Origin of the sequence: Phytohabitans flavus (assembly GCF_011764545.1) — a bacterium.
Lineage (GTDB): Bacteria > Actinomycetota > Actinomycetes > Mycobacteriales > Micromonosporaceae > Phytohabitans > Phytohabitans flavus.
On the sequence record NZ_AP022870.1, the window covers coordinates 1149402 to 1164492 of the forward strand.

The following is a 15091-nucleotide window of genomic DNA, read 5'->3' on the forward strand; positions in this document are numbered from 1 at the left end:
CGTGAGCCCCCGGCAGCGAAGACGGCAGCACACGCGACTACGACATCTCCCCGACAGGGGAACCGCGCCCGGCCGAAGCAGGGCCGGCGCCGTTGTGACCGGGGTAACAATCGAGTCGAGAACCCGCGTCCCGGGCCAGGTCGTCTAGCCGGGTGTGAAACGGGACCCGGCGACCGCCAGCGAGGAAGACCTCGTGCGGCGTGTCGCCCGCGGCGACACAGCGGCGTTCGATGAGTTCTACCGGCGTACCGCCGCGTGGCTCACCGTGCGGCTGCGGCGGCGCTGCGCCGACGACGACATCGTCGCCGACGTGCTCCAGGAGACCTACCTGTCGGTGTGGCGAGCGGCCCACACCTACTCGGGAGCGGCGGTGGGCGGCAGCGCGGTCGGCTGGCTGTGGACCATCGCCGCGCGGCGCCTGGTCGACGCGTTCCGCCGCCGCGCCCGTACCGCGGCGATCCCCGACGCCGCCGCCGAGCCGCTTGTCACGTCTTCGGCCGAGGACGTCGTGCTGGCGGGCGATGTCGGCGGCGAGCTCGGCGTCGCCCTGGCCGAACTCGCGCCCGAACTGCGCCAGGTGATCACGGCGATGGCGATCGACGGCATGACGGTCCAGGAGACCGCCTCCGCGCTGGGACTGCCCGAGGGGACCGTGAAGACCCGCGCCCGCCGGGCTCGGATCGCGTTGAGAAAGGCACTGTGATGGTGGCACGACGGGCGCCGCGGCCGGCAAACCAACCTGGCGGGCACGCCACGGAGGAACAGCTGAGCCGGTACGTGACCGACGCTTCGGCGCAGCTGATGTGGATCGAAGTACATCTGGATCGTTGTGCGCCGTGCCGGGCGCGACTGTCGACGCTTGTCCACGAGCGGGACCCCGGCACCGCGGGCCTGATCAACCGTGTGGGGGAGCGGCTCGCGGCGCAGGTCGCCGCCGAAGCGCCGCCGGCGGCACGCCGGAGGTCCGTGGGCTGGGCGGCTCGGTGGGCCGCGCCGAGCGCGCTGCCATGGCTCGCGATGAGCGTACTCACCATTGTGATCAGCTTCGGCTTCGACCTGCTCGCGCGGCGGTCCGGTGCCGCGAACCCACCGCTGTTGCTCCTACTCGCGCCCGTGGCGCCGTTGCTTGCGGTAGCGGCGAGCTGGGGGCCGCAGGTCGATCCGGTACACGAACTGGTGGCGACCTCCCCGCGCGCCGGCCTGGCGATGGTCCTGCAGCGGACGACCGCGATGCTGGCCGTGGTCCTACCGCTGCTGCTCGTGCTCGGCGCGGTCACCGGCACCTCACCGGCCCGCTGGCTGCTGCCCTGCGTGGCCTTCACCACCCTGACTCTGGCGCTGGGCAGCGCCGTGGGCCTGCCGGCCGCCGCGGGCGTGCTCGGCGGCGGCTGGCTGGTGCTGGCCGTCATCCCCGCCGTGGTGACCGAGCGCATGCCGCCGCCGATGGCCCACCGTGCCATGCCCCTGTGGGCGCTCGTCACCGTGCTGGCCGCCGCCGTCGTCGTACTGCGCCGGCAGGCCTATCACACGGGCTTGGCGCCGCGGCCGCCGGAAGCGATCCAGAACACCGCTCGGTACGAGAACGAACGATGACAGGAGGCCATTCGATGAGCTTGCCGGAGCAGCCCGCGCCGGATCAGGCATGGCACATCAGCGCCAGCTCGCTGACGGTACGGTACGGACGCCGGATCGCCGTCGACGGGTTGGACCTGACGTTCGGTGCCGGCGTGCACGGCCTGCTGGGCCCCAACGGCGCTGGTAAGACGACGCTGATGCGGGTCCTGGCGACGGCATCGCCGGCCACCGGCGGGTCGCTGCGGATCCTCGGCCGGCCGAGCGGCGACCGGCACCATCTGCGGGCGGTCCGGCGCCGCCTCGGCTACCTGCCGCAACGGTTCGGCTATTATGCGCGCTTCACGGTTCGCGAGTTCGTCGAGTACGTGGCCTGGCTGAAGGAGATGCCGGCCGCGGACATACCCGGCGCCGCGCAGCGGGTGATCGAGCGGGTCCAGCTCGGCGACCGGGCCGGGCACCGGATGCGTACCCTCTCCGGCGGGATGGTCCAACGGGTCGGGGTGGCGCAGGCCCTGGTCAACGACCCCGAAGTGCTGCTGCTGGACGAGCCGACCGTCGGCCTGGACCCGGAGCAGCGGGTGCACCTTCGGGCGCTGCTGCGCGACGTAGGGGCGCAGACCTGCGTGATCGTCTCTACGCACCTGGTCGAGGACATCGCCGCCGCCTGCTCCGACGTGGCCATCATCGACGAGGGGCGAGTCGCGTTCCGTGGCTCTGTCGACCAGCTCGCGGCCGCGGGAAGCCGGGAGGACTCCGGCGACAGCGCGGTCGAGCGCGGGTACACCGCATTGCTGCGGCAGCACCGCACACGGGTGGTGGCGGCACGATGACGGCGTTTCGCATCGAGTTGCGGCGCTCCAGCGCGCTGCTGCTGGCCGCTGCCACGGTCGTGGTGGGCGCGCTGCTCTTGTGGTTGCTCGCCGACGAGTGGACCGCCCGGTGGAGCGGCTTGGCGTACCTGATGCGGGCGTTGCTCTTCGCACTTGTCCCGGTCGCGCTGGCGGCCGGGGCATGGCAGGGTGGGCGCGACCGGCGCGCGGGGGTCACCGAGCTGTTCGGCACGGTCGCGCGGCCGTACCCGCAGCGGTTGTTGCCCGTCGCGCTGGCGATGGCCGCCGGCGTGCTCGTGGCCTACGCGGCCCTCCTCGCCGGCGGGTCCGTCCAGGTCGCGCCGTACGCCAGCTACGCCGGCGGGCAGTGGCCGGTGGTCGTCGCGGTAGGCGCGGTGGCGCTCGTCGCCGCCGCCTGGCTGGGGATGGCGGTGGGCCGGTGGGTGCCGTCGGTGCTGACCCCTCCCACGCTGCTGGTCTTCAGCTTCCTGGGCCAGATGCTGAGCCGGCTCGACAACGGCGTGTTGTTGCCCGTGCTGGCCACGCCGAGCGATCTGGCCACGGTGGCGCCGGAGTTTCTGGCCGCGCAGGGCGTGTGGTTTGGCGGGCTCGCCGCGGCCGCCCTGCTGTTGGTCGCCTCGGCGACGGTCTGGGCTCGGGCACTCGCGGCCGCGGTGGCACTCGCCGCCGCTGGTGTGTCGTCAGCCGTGGCACCCGCGACCGCCTTCGTGGTCAGTACCGACGGGGCGACGCTGGTCTGTGCGGATGGCGAGCCGCGCGTGTGCGCACCCCGGATACACGCGGCGGTCCTGCCGGCGTTGACCGAGCCGGCTCGGGAGGCGTTGCGTACGTTGGCGCCGATCCCGAACGCGCCCACCCGCGTTGTCGCCACTGATCTGGGTTGGGCACCCGTCGCTCCACAACGGACCACCGATGTTCTCGTCGTCGATCTGCGGTTCCGGCTGAACGCCACGGGCCGGTTCGAGGCGGCGCCGGCGGGGCTGCGCACAATCCTTCTGAAGGGTGCCGGAACGCAGTCCTGTCCGGACCCGGCATGGGGATTCGAGCGGGACGTCGCCGCGGATCAGGCGGCCACCGGCTGGGTGACCGGCCGCCCGGCGGGACCGGCCACCGACGAGTACGGCCGGCTGGGGGAGCGGACGCTGTCGGAGCTGAAGGCACTGCCGCGTCCCGAACAGCTCGCCCGGCTCGCCGCGTACCGGACCGCGAAGGTGCGGTGTGACCGCGACCCGCTGACCGCGCTCACCACGGGCGCGCCTCGATGAGCGGCCCGGGATGGGCCCGATGGGAGCTGCTGTACCTGCGGGCCCGTGAAGTACCGGCGGCGGCTGCTCTCCTGCCGGTGACCATGCTCGCTGTCGGGGTGCTGGCGAACGCCAGCGCCGGCCCGTCGAGCACGGCGCCGGCCGTCGTCGGGGTTTGCGCCGCACTGCTCGGAGTGGCGTTCGTCGGCACCACGCTGGGCTCGGCGGACGCCGTCCTGGAGCACACCGCCGCGATCAGGTGGTGGCCACGCCGGACCGTACACCTGGTGGCCGGCACGATCGCGGTGGTGCTCCTGCTCCTCGCGGTCGATCTCGCCGGTCCTTCACTGGCTACCACCGCTGAGCTCGTCCGAAACACCCTTGGCCTGATCGGCGTGACCGCGCTCTGTGCGTCGTTCACGGGATCGCGGCTGTCCTGGTGTCCCGCGGCCGCCTGGACTCTTCTGGCCGTCGTCGCGGGTCCGCGTTCGTCCGGAGCCGGACAGGTGTTGAGCTGGATGCTGCAGCCCGCCGATGCCAGGACGGCGGCCACCACCGCGGCTCTGCTGGCCGTGTCCGGTGCGGCCAGCTACATCCTGGCCGGCCCGGCAGGGCTACGGCGGGCGTGATCAGCACGCCCGCCGCGGCCCCAGTCGTGAGTACGACTGGGGCCTTGCGGCGTCACTGCCCGAGCGCGAGCTTGACCTTGTCGTAGCGCCGCAGAAGGGGCCGGCGGAGAAGCCGTACGACGCCCGGGAAGTTCGCGGACATGTCGGCGTAGCCCGGCACCCGTTCGGGATCCACCATGAGGCCGAACACCAGGTGCGGCCCGGTCTTCGGCGCACCGTCCACAATGGCCTTGCGCAGGCGGATGATGTCGTCGTCGGGGACCTGCTGGAACAGCTCCTGCAGCACCGGCTCCTCGGCGTCGAGGTGCTTGAGGAGCACCTCCTCGATCCGCTCGGCGGAGCGCAGCCCGGCGTCGGCCGCCCTGGCACCAGCGCGCAGCGCGTCGACCGCCGCGGCGAGCTTGTCGAGCTCCTCGTCCAGGACCTCGTGTTCGGCGGTGAGGGCGTCGAGGCTGGCGACCGCCTGCGGGAAGAGGCGGCGCAACACCGGCCAGAACAGCTCGTCCTCGCTCTGGTGATGATGATGTACGAAGCCGACGAACCAGCGGCTGGTGCTGATCAGGGTCTTGGCGTCCACCGGCTTGCCGGCGGCGCGTGCGTCGTACGCGTTGGTGATGAGACCCGATCCGCGGCGCATGATCGTGTGTACGGCGATGAGCTCGTTGTACATGCGCGAGCCTTGGCTCTCCGGTGAGCTTCGAGTAGCCATGTGAGTGCTCCTTCCAGGCGACTGCTCGTCCAGAAACGAGACGACCGCCAGCGGGACCTGGTTCAACGCCCGGCACGGCGAGTGCTTGTAGATCCGATGTCTACGGCAGCGCCACATGCTTCATGCGATCTGGACCACATGGCGGCCGTACGGCCGTTCACGGATAGGGAGGGTGGCCGGGTGGCTGCGGACAGCGTGCGGTTGAGCCTTGCGGAGGGGCCGGTGGAGAACGAGCCGCCTCGGCACCGGTCCGTGCTGCGGCGCCGGTGGACACGCGTGGTCGTCGGCGTGTTGGCGGGGCTCGTCACGCTCGTGTCGGTCGCGGTGCTGGCGCTGTATCTGTGGCCACTGGAGCGCAGCGCTCTGCAGCAGGCGACGGCCACGACGCTGGACTTCACCGCCGCGGAGGAGCAGGCCCAGCGGGCCGTGCTGGCGGACACGGCGGACGGCATGGTGACCAGGCAGTGCCGCACCCAACTGCTGTCGCACGGGAAGCGGACGGCAAAGGCGGTGTTGCTGCTTCACGGCTACCGGTCCTGCCCGAAGGCGTACGACGCGCTCGCGCAGGAGTTCTTCAAGCGTGGCTACAACGTCTACGTCCCCAGGGAGTCACGGCACGGCCTGGTCGACGACACGGCCTCCAACGACATCAAGGCGGAGGAGCTTGTCGAGTACGCCAACGATGGCATGAACATCGTCGCCGGTCTCGGTGTCGAAGCCGGCATCGTCGGTATCTCCGGTGGCGGCGTGCTGGCGACCTGGCTGGCGCATTACCGCGGGGACGCGGTCGCCCGGCTTCTCGTGCTCTCGCCCTTCTACCGCCCCGGGGCGAGCCGCGCGCCGGCCTTCGCGGTGCGACCGTTTACCCTGCTGTTCGGCTTCGGCCTCGTGCCGGATCGCATCACCGGTGAGAAATTCTCGTTCCGCGCCTTGGCGCAATACCAGCGGGTCGTGTTCAACTACGCCGACCGTCCACAGTGCCCGGTGCTACGGACGGTCGCCGCCGTGGTATCGCCCAACGACGAGCTCATCGACCGGCGGGTGGCCTTCGACGTGCCCACGGCGCTCGCGCAGGTGAATCCGAAAGCCTCCATCGAAACGCGGGAGCTTCCCGCCGGCTTCGGCCTGGACCACGACATCCTCGACCCGGACGTGGTGCCGCCGGATCGCCAGCCCGATATCTACCGCCTCTACGTGGAACTCTACGAGGGCACGGCGGGCTGACTCTTCCATCCATCTATTTAGTTGTGACATGCTTCGGGTGTCTGACGCCCTTCCGCGCAGTCCAGACGGAAACGCGGGAGGTATCGGTTGTACTCGAAGCGAAAAATTCTGGCGGCGTTTTGCGCCGCGCTGGTCATCGGCGTGGCGCCGCCCGCCTCGGCGGCTCCGCCAGCCGGCGCAGCCGCCACCCGGGACCCGGGAGCGGTGGCCCACACGGTCACGCTTGTCACCGGTGACCGGGTGACGATCCTTTCGTCCAAAGAGGATCGTCCGGTGGTGCGGCCGGGCAAGGGGCGCGAGGGGATGCGGTTCAGTGTTTACCGCGACCGCGGCGCGCTCATGGTCGTCCCGCACGACGCCCAGCGCCTGGTCCAGGCGGGGCGGCTCGACCGGCGGCTGTTCGACGTCATCGGCCTCGTCCGTGCCGGGTACCAGGACGGGGCTCGGGACAGCCTGCCGCTGATCGTGGCTGACCCCGCTGGGCCGGCAGCCGCGGCAAGGTCGCTGCCGTCCGGGATGAGCGCCAAGCGGGTGCTCCCCGCCATCGGCGCGGCGGCCATGGAGGCGTCGAAGGCAAAGGCCGGTGCGCTCTGGGATGAGGTGCGACGCCGGGCCGGCGCGGGACGGGTTTGGCTGGACGGACAGCGGTCCGTCCAGCTTGACCGCAGTGTGCCGCAGATCGGCGCCCCGGCGGCGTGGCAGGCTGGCTTCACGGGCCGGGGAGTGTCGGTCGCGGTGCTGGACTCCGGCATCGACACCGGTCACCCGGACCTGGCCGGCAAGGTCGCCGACCAGCGCAACTTCACCGACGAGGCGGACGGTGACGAGGTCGGCCACGGCACGCACGTGGCGTCCACCATCGCCGGTAGTGGAGCCGCGTCCGGCGGTCGCTACCGCGGCGTCGCGCCGGACGCGACGCTGCTGTCCGGCAAGGTCTGCGGCCTTCGCGGCTGCGCGGAGTCCGCGATGATCGCGGGTATGACCTGGGCGGCTGCCGAGAAGCACGCCGCCGTGGTCAACATGAGCCTGGGCGGTGGCGACGGGCCCGACATCGACCCGGTCGAGGAGGCGTTGAACACGCTGTCCGCCGAATACGGCACGCTTTTCGTGGTCTCCGCCGGCAACGCCGGGATGGATGGCTCGGTCGCCTCTCCGGCCAGCGCCGACGCCGCCTTGGCGGTCGGTGCCGTCGACCAGGACGAGCGGCTCGCCGGGTTCTCCAGCCGTGGTCCGCGGGTCGGTGACACGGGCATGAAGCCGGACATCAGCGCGCCCGGCGTCGGCATCGTGGCAGCCGGGGCCGGCACCGGAGGGTACGTGGGCATGTCCGGCACTTCGATGGCGGCACCACATGTCACCGGGGCGGCGGCGCTGCTGGCCCAGCAGCATCCAGAGTGGACGGCCGAGCGGCTCAAGGGCACGCTGACCGCCTCCGCCCAGGCGAGCGCCGAGATCAGCGGCTTCGCGCAGGGCGCCGGCCGGGTCGACGTGGCCCGCGCCATCACCCAGACGGTGACCGCCGTCCCGGTCGGTGTCTCCTTCGGACGGACACTGTGGCCGCACAACGACGACGAACCGGTGGCGCGGACCATCACGTACCACAACGACGGGCCAGCGGATCGCGTCCTCGATCTGCATATCCAGGCGCTCGGGCCGGAGAACAGGCCCGCCCCGCAGGGGATGTTCCAGCTCGCCGCGGACCGGATCACGGTACCGGCCCATGGATCGGCGCAGGTCACGGTCACCGCGGACACCAACGGTGACGGCCCGGACGGCCTCTACTCCGGCCAGGTGCTGGCCACCGACGGCGCGACCGGAACGAGCGTGAGCACCGCGATAGGCGTGGAGCGGGAGATGGAGAGCTTCGACGTGCGAGTGTCGTTCGTGGACGGTGCCGGGGCGCCGACATCGGACAACTTCTCCCTCTTCTTCTCGCTCGACTCCGACGACGTGTTCGCGCCGACGATCTCTGGCGATCAGGTCACCATTCGTCTCCCGCGCGGCCGCTACAACCACACCGCGGTGGTCGGTACGCCCCTTGCCGACGGCGGCTACGACCGCTCACTGCACGTACAGGCGCTGCTGGACCTGACGGCGGATACGGCCATCACGATCGACAGCCGCCGCGCGCGTCCGATCACGGTCACCGTCCCCGAACCCGACGCGGACAGCGTGCTGGCCGAGGTGTCGTTCAGCCAGGACGGGCTGCGGGCGCCGTACGCCGAGGTGGGCCCGACGTTCGACGGACTCTCCACCGAGTTCCTGGGAGAGCCGCGGCCGGCAGACGAGTTCACGGCACACATCGTCAGCCAGTGGGCGCGGCCGAGCGCGGACGGCACGTTCGCCGACAGCCCGTACCTCTACGCACTGGCCGAAGCGTTCGCCGGCCGGCTGCCGACCGGCTTCAGCAAGCACTACCGCAAGTCCGAACTCGCTACGGTGCACCAGCGGTTCGCCGCGGTGCCGCCCGGTGAGTACGCCCAGCGGAGCGTTTTCCCAGATCTGACGGGTTCCGCCGGCGCCGCCTGGCCGATTCCCACGAGCGCGCCGGGCAGCCGCGTGGAGTATTACACCACCGGCTCCACCTGGAGCACCTTCCTGGAGTTCGGACCGCGTGACGAGTCCGGGTTCCTGCAGTCGCGTGGGATCTTCGCCGACAGCACGCGTGAGTACCGGGCGGGCAGCCACAACCGGGACAGCTGGGCCGGCGCACCGTACGGCCCGGCGATACCTCCCATCGAGGGCGGCTGGGTGTCCCGGACCGGCGAAAACGTCAACGCCTTCATCCCCCTGTACGGGGACCGGGACGGTCACACCGGCTCGGTCGGCGTCGACTCGTCCTACTCGGCGCTCTTCCGCGACGGCGAGCTGGTGGGCGAGACCGACTTCTCCGGCGGCGGCTTCTTCACCACGCCGCCGGGGCCGGCGACCTACCGGCTCGTGACGCGGGACAGCGGCGGGCTCGGCGGGCTGAGCACCCGGGTCGACGCGGAGTGGAGCTTCCGTTCCACCGGCGCGGACGGCGAGCAGATGCCTGTCTCCGTCGTCCGCTTCACACCCGCGCTCGACCCGCACCACACAGCGCGGGCCGGGCGGCGGTTCGAGATCCCGGTCACGGTGCAGGCCCAGGCCGGATCGGCGGCCGGCCCGGTGCGGGAGATCACCGTCGACGTCTCGTACGACGACGGCGTGACCTGGCACCGGGCGCCGCTGCGGCGTACCGGCGCCGGTTGGACGGCCAGGGTCACCCACCCGTCCGGAGCCGGCTTCGTCTCACTCCGCGGCGAGGCCACCGATCGCGGTGGCAACACCGTGTCGCAGACCATCATCCGGGCGTACCGCATCGGGTAGTGGGCGGCACCCCTCCGGGCGTGGCGGGGGCACAAGGCCCGTTACGCCCGGAGGGGATTCCCCCTGATTCCGCTATGCCGAGGCGGGGCGCATGAACGCCAGGTACTGGTCTTGCATGTAATTCGGGTAGGCGGGGGTTGCTGGCGCGCTGGCGGCGTCGAGCTCCTCGATGTCCTTCGGCTCCAGCCGCACGTCGAGCGCGCCGAGGTTGTCGGCGAGCTGCGCGGGCCGCTTGGCGCCGAGCGAGACGCTCGTGACGCCCGGGCGGGCCAGGACCCAGGCCAGGGCCACCCGCGCCACGGAGGTCCCGTGCCGCTGAGCCACTGCCCGCAGGGCGTCGATGACGCTGTACGCCAGCTCGATGTCCACCGGTGGCTGCTGCGCCTTCGCCCAGCGTGCCGTCTCGTCGGTGGTACCGGTGCGGTCGAACTTGCCGGACAGCAGCCCGCCGGCGAGTGGGCTGTAGGTGATGTGGCCGATGTGCTGGTCCTGGGCCATGGGCAGGATCTCCGCCTCGATCTGCCGCCCGACCAGCGAGTAGTAGGACTCCAGCGCGGCCAAACCGGTCAGCCCCAGCCGCTGGACGACGCCGAGCGCCTTCATCGCCTGCCAGGCGGCGATGTTGCTGGCGCCGAGGTAGCGGATCTTGCCTTGGTGTACCGCGTCGTCAAGCGCGGTCAGGGTGTCTTCGAGCGCGGTGTGCTGGTCGAAGGTGTGGATCATGTAGATGTCGATGTAGTCGGTGCCGAGCCGGCGCAGGCTCCGCTCGATCGAGCGCATGACGTGCAGCCGGGACACCCCGAACTCGTTCGGCCCGCTGCCGACCCGCATCGCGACCTTCGTGCTGACCAGCACATCCTCGCGGCGGCTGCCGAGCGTGCGCCCGAGGATCTCCTCGGCTTCGCCGTCACCGTACGCGTCGGCGGTGCTGAAGAGGTTGACGCCCGCGTCCAGTGCCGCGTCGACAAGGTGCTGGCTCTCGTCCTGCGAGAGGGCGCCGACGGTGCTCCAGATCGGGCTCGACTTTCCGCCGAACGTCATCGTGCCCAACGAGACGGCCGATACGAAAACGCCCGTCCGTCCGAGCTCGCGATACTCCATCAGATTCCTCCGGTTGCTGGGCGCCCGGTGTCACCGGGCCTGTCGAACACGCTGTACAACAGAGTGTTCGGCAGGCTGGTGAAGTGCTCGGGAGGGTGCTGCCTACACTTGCCCGCATGCCGTCGATCACTCGCAGCGGTCCGTCCGGGGCCGACCGCCGGGCCGCCGTCGAGGCCCAGATCCTGGCCGCTGTCGGGCGGCTGCTGGCCCAAGGGTCGACGTACACGCAGATCAGCGTGCAGCGGATCCTGGACGAGGCGGGGATCGCCCGGTCGACGTTCTACGCCCACTTCCGTGACAAGTCAGAAATCCTGTCCAAGCTCGCCGAGACATTCCGGCAGCGGCTTTACCAATTCACCGCGAATTGGAGCCCGGAAGGCCCGGATGGTGGACTCGCCGGGCTCGAAAACGCATTCAGGCAGATAATCGCGTTCCATCGCGAGCATTTCCCGGTCCTGGCCACGTTCGCCGAGGTGGCCGCCTACGACGCGAGCGTCCAGGACTTCTACAACTCGGAGCTGCGCGACTTCGAGGCCAACGTCGTCGGCAAACTTCGCGACGAGCAAGCCGAGCGCCGGACGCCCGCGGACGTCGAAGCGGCTGCCGCCGCACGGGTCATCGTCTGGGGCGGGACGCGCGCCATCGAGCAGCACATCCGAGCCGATGACGGCACCGGTGACCACTCCTTCGCCGCCGAGCTCGCACGGATCTGGTGGTACGGCGCCTTCCGGCGGCCTTCATGATCTCGACATAGCCGAAGCCGCCGGGTGGCTCACGCGAGCCGTCCGCCCCCGTCGACGTGCAGGACGGTTCCGGTGGTGAACGGATTGGTGAGAGTGAACAGTGCCGCGTGTGCGAGGTCCGCGGGCGTACCGACGCGGCGGGTGGGCAGCCGGCGCGCGACGGAGTCGAGGAAGCCGGCCTTGTCCGCGCCCATGCCGTCCCAGGCACCGGAGTCCACGATGCCCGGCGAGATGGCGTTGACCCGGATGGGCGCCAGCTCGACGGCGAGCGCCGATACCAGATGACCTAGCGCGCCGTTGGCGGTCGCCATTACGACCCGTTCGGGCGCGGGGCGCCAGCCGACCACGCCGGAGAAGAACAGCATCGATCCGGCCGGGTCGATCCGCTCGGCGAAGTGCTGGGCGAGGAACAGCGGTCCGGACACCTTGGCGGCGAAGGCCTGTTCGACCGCGGCAGGGGTGAGTGCGGCCAGCGGGCCGTTCGCCGCGGCGCTGGCGGTGCTGACGAGGTGGTCGATGTGTCCGGCGCGGTCGGCGAGTGCCGCGATGCTCGTGTTGTCGGCGAGGTCGACGCTGGCGACATCCACCTTCGCGTGCGCGCCGACCTCGCCCGCGGTCCACTCCAGCTTGCGGGGGTCGCGGCCGGCGAGCACGAGGCTGGCTCCGGCCCGGGCGGCGGCGTGGGCGATGGCCCGGCCGATACCGGAGCCGGCGCCGACGATCACGATCCTGCGGTCGGCGAGTGCGACGTTGACTGTGGGTTGGGACATGGCTGGCCTCCAGATTTCGATCGGCCTCCACTCTCGCTGGGTTTACTGGCATGCGTCCAATGCCGGTATCGCCGCCAAGCCATAAGCTGAGTGCATGGCAACTGTCCGGCAGCTGGAGTGCTTTGTCGCCGTCGTCGAGTGCGGGAGCTTCACCGCCGCGGCCGAGCGGGTGCTGATGACCCAGCCGGCGCTCTCGCGCAGTATCCGCGAGCTTGAGCGGGTGGTCGGCGGCGCCTTGCTGGAGCGGCAGCCGCGGCGGGCGGTCCTCACACCGGTCGGCCGGGCCGTGCTACCGGCTGCCCAGGCGGCGCTCGCCGAAGTCAAGCGGGTCCGCGAGCTGGGCCGCCGCGCCGCCAACCTGGACGCGGGGGAGCTGCGGGTGGCGGCGGTGCAGTCGCTGACCCTCGCCGCGCTCCTGCCGGTGGTGCGGGAGTGGCGGCGCCGGCACTCAGGGGTCGAGTTGCGGCTCACCGAGTTCGCGAGCCTGGACCGGTTGGTGGAGGCGATGCGGGCTGGCGCCGCGGACGTCGCGGTGGCACCGCGCCCGGAGGGGTGGACCGGTCCACTGCGCGAGCTGGGTGTCGAGGAGTTCGTCGTGGTGCTGCCGGCCGGAGAAGAGGGGCCGGGGCCAGGCCGCCGGCTGGACCTGCGGGCGTTGTCCAACCGGGCCTGGGTGCACTACGAGCCCGCCAACGGACTCTCCACAGTGGTGGATGCGGCCTGCGCGGCGGCTGGCTTCGCCCCGCGGGTAGCGGTCCGTACCGCGCAGAGCAGCGCCGCCCCCGCCTCGCCGCCGCCGGCCTGGGTCCGGCTCTCGTGCCGGCAAACCTGCTGAGTCCATCGGACCCGGGCACGATCGTGTTTCCCAGGCCGGCGGTGCGGCGGCCGGTTGCCGCGTTCACCCGGCACCGTCCGGACCCGCTCACGGCCGCCTTCATCGAGCTCGTGTCGCGATACCTGGTGGTCGTACCAGATCATCTGCCGCTACCGGGCGAGGCGTGAGCGCTGGGGCGGTCAGGCGGCGACGCGGATGACGGACTTGCCGATGGCCGTCCGGTTGGCGATGCGGCTGATCGCGGTGGGGGCCTCGTCGAAGCCGAACACGGTGCCCAGCGGCGTCCGGATCTCCTTGTGGGCGGCGAGGTCAGCCACGCGGTCCATCGCCGCGGCGTCCACGTTGAGCGAGGCGAAGGCCCCGCCCAGCACGCCTACCAGCTTGGCGTTGCGGGTCAACAGGTCCATCGGGTCGATGGTCGGGAACGAGCCGCCCGCGTATCCGACGAGCATGAACCGGCCGCCGGGTGCGAGGAGCTTGCTGGCCTGGACGCCGAGCTCGCCGCCGACCGGGTCGAAGACCGCGTCCACCCCTGCTCCGCCGGTCAGCCGCTGCACCTCGTCGGCGAACGCCCCGTGCGTGTAGTCGACCGCGTGGTCGGCGCCGATGGAGGCGCAGAAGGCCCGCTTCTCGGCGCTGCTCGCCGCGGCGATGACCGTCACCCCCAGGGCCTTTCCGAGCTGGACGGCGGCCGCGCCGGAGCCGCCCGCGGCACCGAGCACCAAGAGGGTCTCACCGGGTACGAGCGTGATGTTGTCGACCAGCGCGTGATGCGCCGTCTTGAACGAGATGAGGAAGCCGGCCGCCTCCTCGTCGGTCATGCCCGCGGGGATGGGCCGGGCGAAGAACTCCCAGACGTAGGAGTACTCACTGAGCCCGCCGACACCCTCCAGGAACGGAGCGAAGCCCAGGATCCGGTCACCGACCGCGAACCGGGATCCCTCGGGCGCCGCCACCACTTCACCGGCCACCTCCTGGCCTGGTTCGGCCGGCAGCACGCTCGCGAACGGAAACGTGCCGGATGTGATGAGCACATCGGGGTACCCGAGACCCACCGCGCTGACCTTCACGAGAACCCGGCCGCTGGTGGGGGCGTCCCAGGTGGCATCGGTCAGCCGGAGTACGTCGCCTGGGGACCCGAAGTCGATCGCGCGCCAAGCCTTGCCAGAAAACATCCTGTGCCTTTCGGGTTTTGTCGGACCGGCGATGGAGCCTTCGCACGAGCGTGACGGCCCGACGTATGCGACGAGTCGACGCCGGATATACGCCGCGGCGTCGTCAGGGTTCGCAGCCCTGGATCACCCGCGCGTAGGCGTCCACCGCTTCGAAGTACACCTCTCGGCCGTGTGCCGTGATCTCGATGATGCGGACCTTCCGGTTCCCGGCCGTGAACAGCCGCCGTACGAGGCTGAAGTCCTCCAGGTGCTCGACGAGGAGGCGTAAGCCGGCGCGGGACGTCGGCGTGGGCAAGCTGAGCTGAAGGCTTGCCTCGGACAGTGGGGTCGCCGGTTGCTGGATCAGGCAGGCGAGCACATTGAACTGCGGCCGGGTGAGCCCGCAGACGCTGAGCAACGCCGCGTCCACCTGGGGAAGCAGTGCGGCGTCTACCCCCACCAGCAGGCGTAGCTGGCGGTCGCCCTCGTCAGCGCGTGCGGTAGCCATCGATGGCCAGCCATACCAGGTCGCGCAGCCTGTCCGCCTGCTCCGCGCTGAGCGTTGTGAGTACAGGCGAAACCTCGAAGATCAGTCTTGCTTCCCGCCGCCGCTGGAGTCCCAGGTCGGTCATCGCCAGGACCGCCGACTTCGAGCCGGGCAGCCGGTTGCTCCACACGACAAGGCCACCCTGCCGCATCGCGTTGATCACCACGTCGAGACTCGACGGCTCGATGCCAAGTCGTTCGACGAGTTCCGAGCGAGTGAGGAGCAAGTCCGGATCCAGCCGTACGAGGGTCTGGGCCTCAGCGGGGGACAGGTCGATCTCCGCGAACGCTTGTTCCGCCTCGTGACGCATGAGCGCCACCAGAGCCGCCAGACCCAGGAGGAGCGACCGAGTCCCCGG

The 15091-nt window shown here is 71.1% G+C and carries 15 protein-coding genes; 9 read left to right on the plus strand and 6 right to left on the minus strand.

Annotated features, from left to right (window positions below; all coding sequences use genetic code 11):
* Positions 1-193: 193 nt before the first annotated feature.
* From Pflav_RS04905 to Pflav_RS04925, 5 genes are read left to right on the plus strand one after another with little or no spacing between them, the layout of a single operon-like run.
* Positions 194-703 carry an RNA polymerase sigma factor gene (locus Pflav_RS04905; RefSeq protein ID WP_232070992.1) on the plus strand — a complete coding sequence of 170 codons (510 nt, stop codon included), beginning with the start codon at positions 194-196 and terminating at the stop codon, positions 701-703.
* Positions 703-1593, plus strand: coding sequence for a hypothetical protein (locus Pflav_RS04910; protein WP_232070993.1), 891 nt, complete (start codon positions 703-705; stop codon positions 1591-1593). The genes Pflav_RS04905 and Pflav_RS04910 overlap by 1 nt, the downstream gene beginning before the upstream one ends.
* Before the next feature lie 14 nt (positions 1594-1607).
* The gene (locus Pflav_RS04915) at positions 1608-2405 is read left to right on the plus strand and encodes an ABC transporter ATP-binding protein (RefSeq protein ID WP_173034073.1); all 798 of its coding nucleotides are present in this window, start codon (positions 1608-1610) and stop codon (positions 2403-2405) included.
* Positions 2402-3691: a hypothetical protein gene (locus tag Pflav_RS04920; RefSeq protein ID WP_173034075.1), complete on the plus strand. Its 1290-nt coding sequence runs from the start codon at positions 2402-2404 to the stop codon at positions 3689-3691. The genes Pflav_RS04915 and Pflav_RS04920 overlap by 4 nt, the downstream gene beginning before the upstream one ends.
* Complete coding sequence (locus tag Pflav_RS04925; protein ID WP_173034077.1) at positions 3688-4299, plus strand: hypothetical protein; 612 nt, start codon at positions 3688-3690, stop codon at positions 4297-4299. The genes Pflav_RS04920 and Pflav_RS04925 overlap by 4 nt, the downstream gene beginning before the upstream one ends.
* A gap of 52 nt (positions 4300-4351) precedes the next feature.
* On the opposite strand, the gene Pflav_RS04930 is transcribed toward Pflav_RS04925, so the two are convergent.
* On the minus strand, positions 4352-5008 hold the full coding sequence (locus tag Pflav_RS04930; RefSeq protein WP_173034079.1) for a hemerythrin domain-containing protein: 657 nt from the start codon (positions 5006-5008) through the stop codon (positions 4352-4354).
* A 276-nt stretch (positions 5009-5284) separates the two neighbouring features.
* On the opposite strand from Pflav_RS04930, the gene Pflav_RS04935 reads away from it, so the two are divergent.
* Both Pflav_RS04935 and Pflav_RS04940 read left to right on the plus strand, forming a co-directional pair.
* Positions 5285-6232 carry a serine aminopeptidase domain-containing protein gene (locus Pflav_RS04935; protein WP_173034081.1) on the plus strand — a complete coding sequence of 316 codons (948 nt, stop codon included), beginning with the start codon at positions 5285-5287 and terminating at the stop codon, positions 6230-6232.
* 87 nt (positions 6233-6319) lie between these two features.
* On the plus strand, positions 6320-9583 hold the full coding sequence (locus Pflav_RS04940) for a S8 family serine peptidase (RefSeq protein WP_197937962.1): 3264 nt from the start codon (positions 6320-6322) through the stop codon (positions 9581-9583).
* A 72-nt stretch (positions 9584-9655) separates the two neighbouring features.
* Here Pflav_RS04940 and Pflav_RS04945 read toward each other — a convergent pair whose 3' ends face one another.
* On the minus strand, positions 9656-10684 hold the full coding sequence (locus tag Pflav_RS04945; RefSeq protein WP_173034083.1) for an aldo/keto reductase: 1029 nt from the start codon (positions 10682-10684) through the stop codon (positions 9656-9658).
* A 116-nt stretch (positions 10685-10800) separates the two neighbouring features.
* Here Pflav_RS04945 and Pflav_RS04950 point away from each other — a divergent pair, with 116 nt between their 5' ends.
* A complete protein-coding gene (locus Pflav_RS04950; protein WP_173034085.1) occupies positions 10801-11427 on the plus strand; it encodes a TetR/AcrR family transcriptional regulator in 627 nt (208 codons plus the stop codon).
* A 29-nt stretch (positions 11428-11456) separates the two neighbouring features.
* Here Pflav_RS04950 and Pflav_RS04955 read toward each other — a convergent pair whose 3' ends face one another.
* A complete protein-coding gene (locus Pflav_RS04955) occupies positions 11457-12197 on the minus strand; it encodes an SDR family oxidoreductase (protein ID WP_173034087.1) in 741 nt (246 codons plus the stop codon).
* A gap of 94 nt (positions 12198-12291) precedes the next feature.
* Between Pflav_RS04955 and Pflav_RS04960 the strand changes: the two genes are divergently transcribed.
* Positions 12292-13032 carry a LysR family transcriptional regulator gene (locus tag Pflav_RS04960; protein ID WP_197937964.1) on the plus strand — a complete coding sequence of 247 codons (741 nt, stop codon included), beginning with the start codon at positions 12292-12294 and terminating at the stop codon, positions 13030-13032.
* Positions 13033-13211: 179 nt separating this feature from the next.
* Here Pflav_RS04960 and Pflav_RS04965 read toward each other — a convergent pair whose 3' ends face one another.
* From Pflav_RS04965 to Pflav_RS04975, 3 genes are all read right to left on the minus strand, one after another.
* Positions 13212-14207 (minus strand): NADPH:quinone oxidoreductase family protein, encoded by a 996-nt coding sequence (locus Pflav_RS04965; RefSeq protein ID WP_173034089.1) that lies wholly within the window; start codon positions 14205-14207, stop codon positions 13212-13214.
* Between the two features lie 103 nt (positions 14208-14310).
* Positions 14311-14694, minus strand: a complete 384-nt coding sequence (locus tag Pflav_RS04970; RefSeq protein WP_173034091.1) for a helix-turn-helix domain-containing protein — start codon at positions 14692-14694, stop codon at positions 14311-14313.
* Complete coding sequence (locus Pflav_RS04975; protein WP_173034093.1) at positions 14675-15043, minus strand: MarR family winged helix-turn-helix transcriptional regulator; 369 nt, start codon at positions 15041-15043, stop codon at positions 14675-14677. The genes Pflav_RS04970 and Pflav_RS04975 overlap by 20 nt, the downstream gene beginning before the upstream one ends.
* Positions 15044-15091: the final 48 nt, after the last annotated feature.

Bases quoted from the DNA above. Each gene is read 5' to 3' on its own strand.
- Pflav_RS04910 (WP_232070993.1), top strand. From the start codon at position 703: ATGGTGGCACGACGGGCGCCGCGGCCGGCAAACCAACCTGGCGGGCAC.
- Pflav_RS04915 (WP_173034073.1), top strand. From the start codon at position 1,608: ATGAGCTTGCCGGAGCAGCCCGCGCCGGATCAGGCATGGCACATCAGC.
- Pflav_RS04920 (WP_173034075.1), top strand. From the start codon at position 2,402: ATGACGGCGTTTCGCATCGAGTTGCGGCGCTCCAGCGCGCTGCTGCTG.
- Pflav_RS04925 (WP_173034077.1), top strand. From the start codon at position 3,688: ATGAGCGGCCCGGGATGGGCCCGATGGGAGCTGCTGTACCTGCGGGCC.
- Pflav_RS04930 (WP_173034079.1), bottom strand. From the start codon at position 5,008: ATGGCTACTCGAAGCTCACCGGAGAGCCAAGGCTCGCGCATGTACAAC.
- Pflav_RS04945 (WP_173034083.1), bottom strand. From the start codon at position 10,684: ATGGAGTATCGCGAGCTCGGACGGACGGGCGTTTTCGTATCGGCCGTC.
- Pflav_RS04950 (WP_173034085.1), top strand. From the start codon at position 10,801: ATGCCGTCGATCACTCGCAGCGGTCCGTCCGGGGCCGACCGCCGGGCC.
- Pflav_RS04955 (WP_173034087.1), bottom strand. From the start codon at position 12,197: ATGTCCCAACCCACAGTCAACGTCGCACTCGCCGACCGCAGGATCGTG.
- Pflav_RS04960 (WP_197937964.1), top strand. From the start codon at position 12,292: ATGGCAACTGTCCGGCAGCTGGAGTGCTTTGTCGCCGTCGTCGAGTGC.
- Pflav_RS04965 (WP_173034089.1), bottom strand. From the start codon at position 14,207: ATGTTTTCTGGCAAGGCTTGGCGCGCGATCGACTTCGGGTCCCCAGGC.
- Pflav_RS04970 (WP_173034091.1), bottom strand. From the start codon at position 14,694: ATGGCTACCGCACGCGCTGACGAGGGCGACCGCCAGCTACGCCTGCTG.
- Pflav_RS04975 (WP_173034093.1), bottom strand. From the start codon at position 15,043: ATGCGTCACGAGGCGGAACAAGCGTTCGCGGAGATCGACCTGTCCCCC.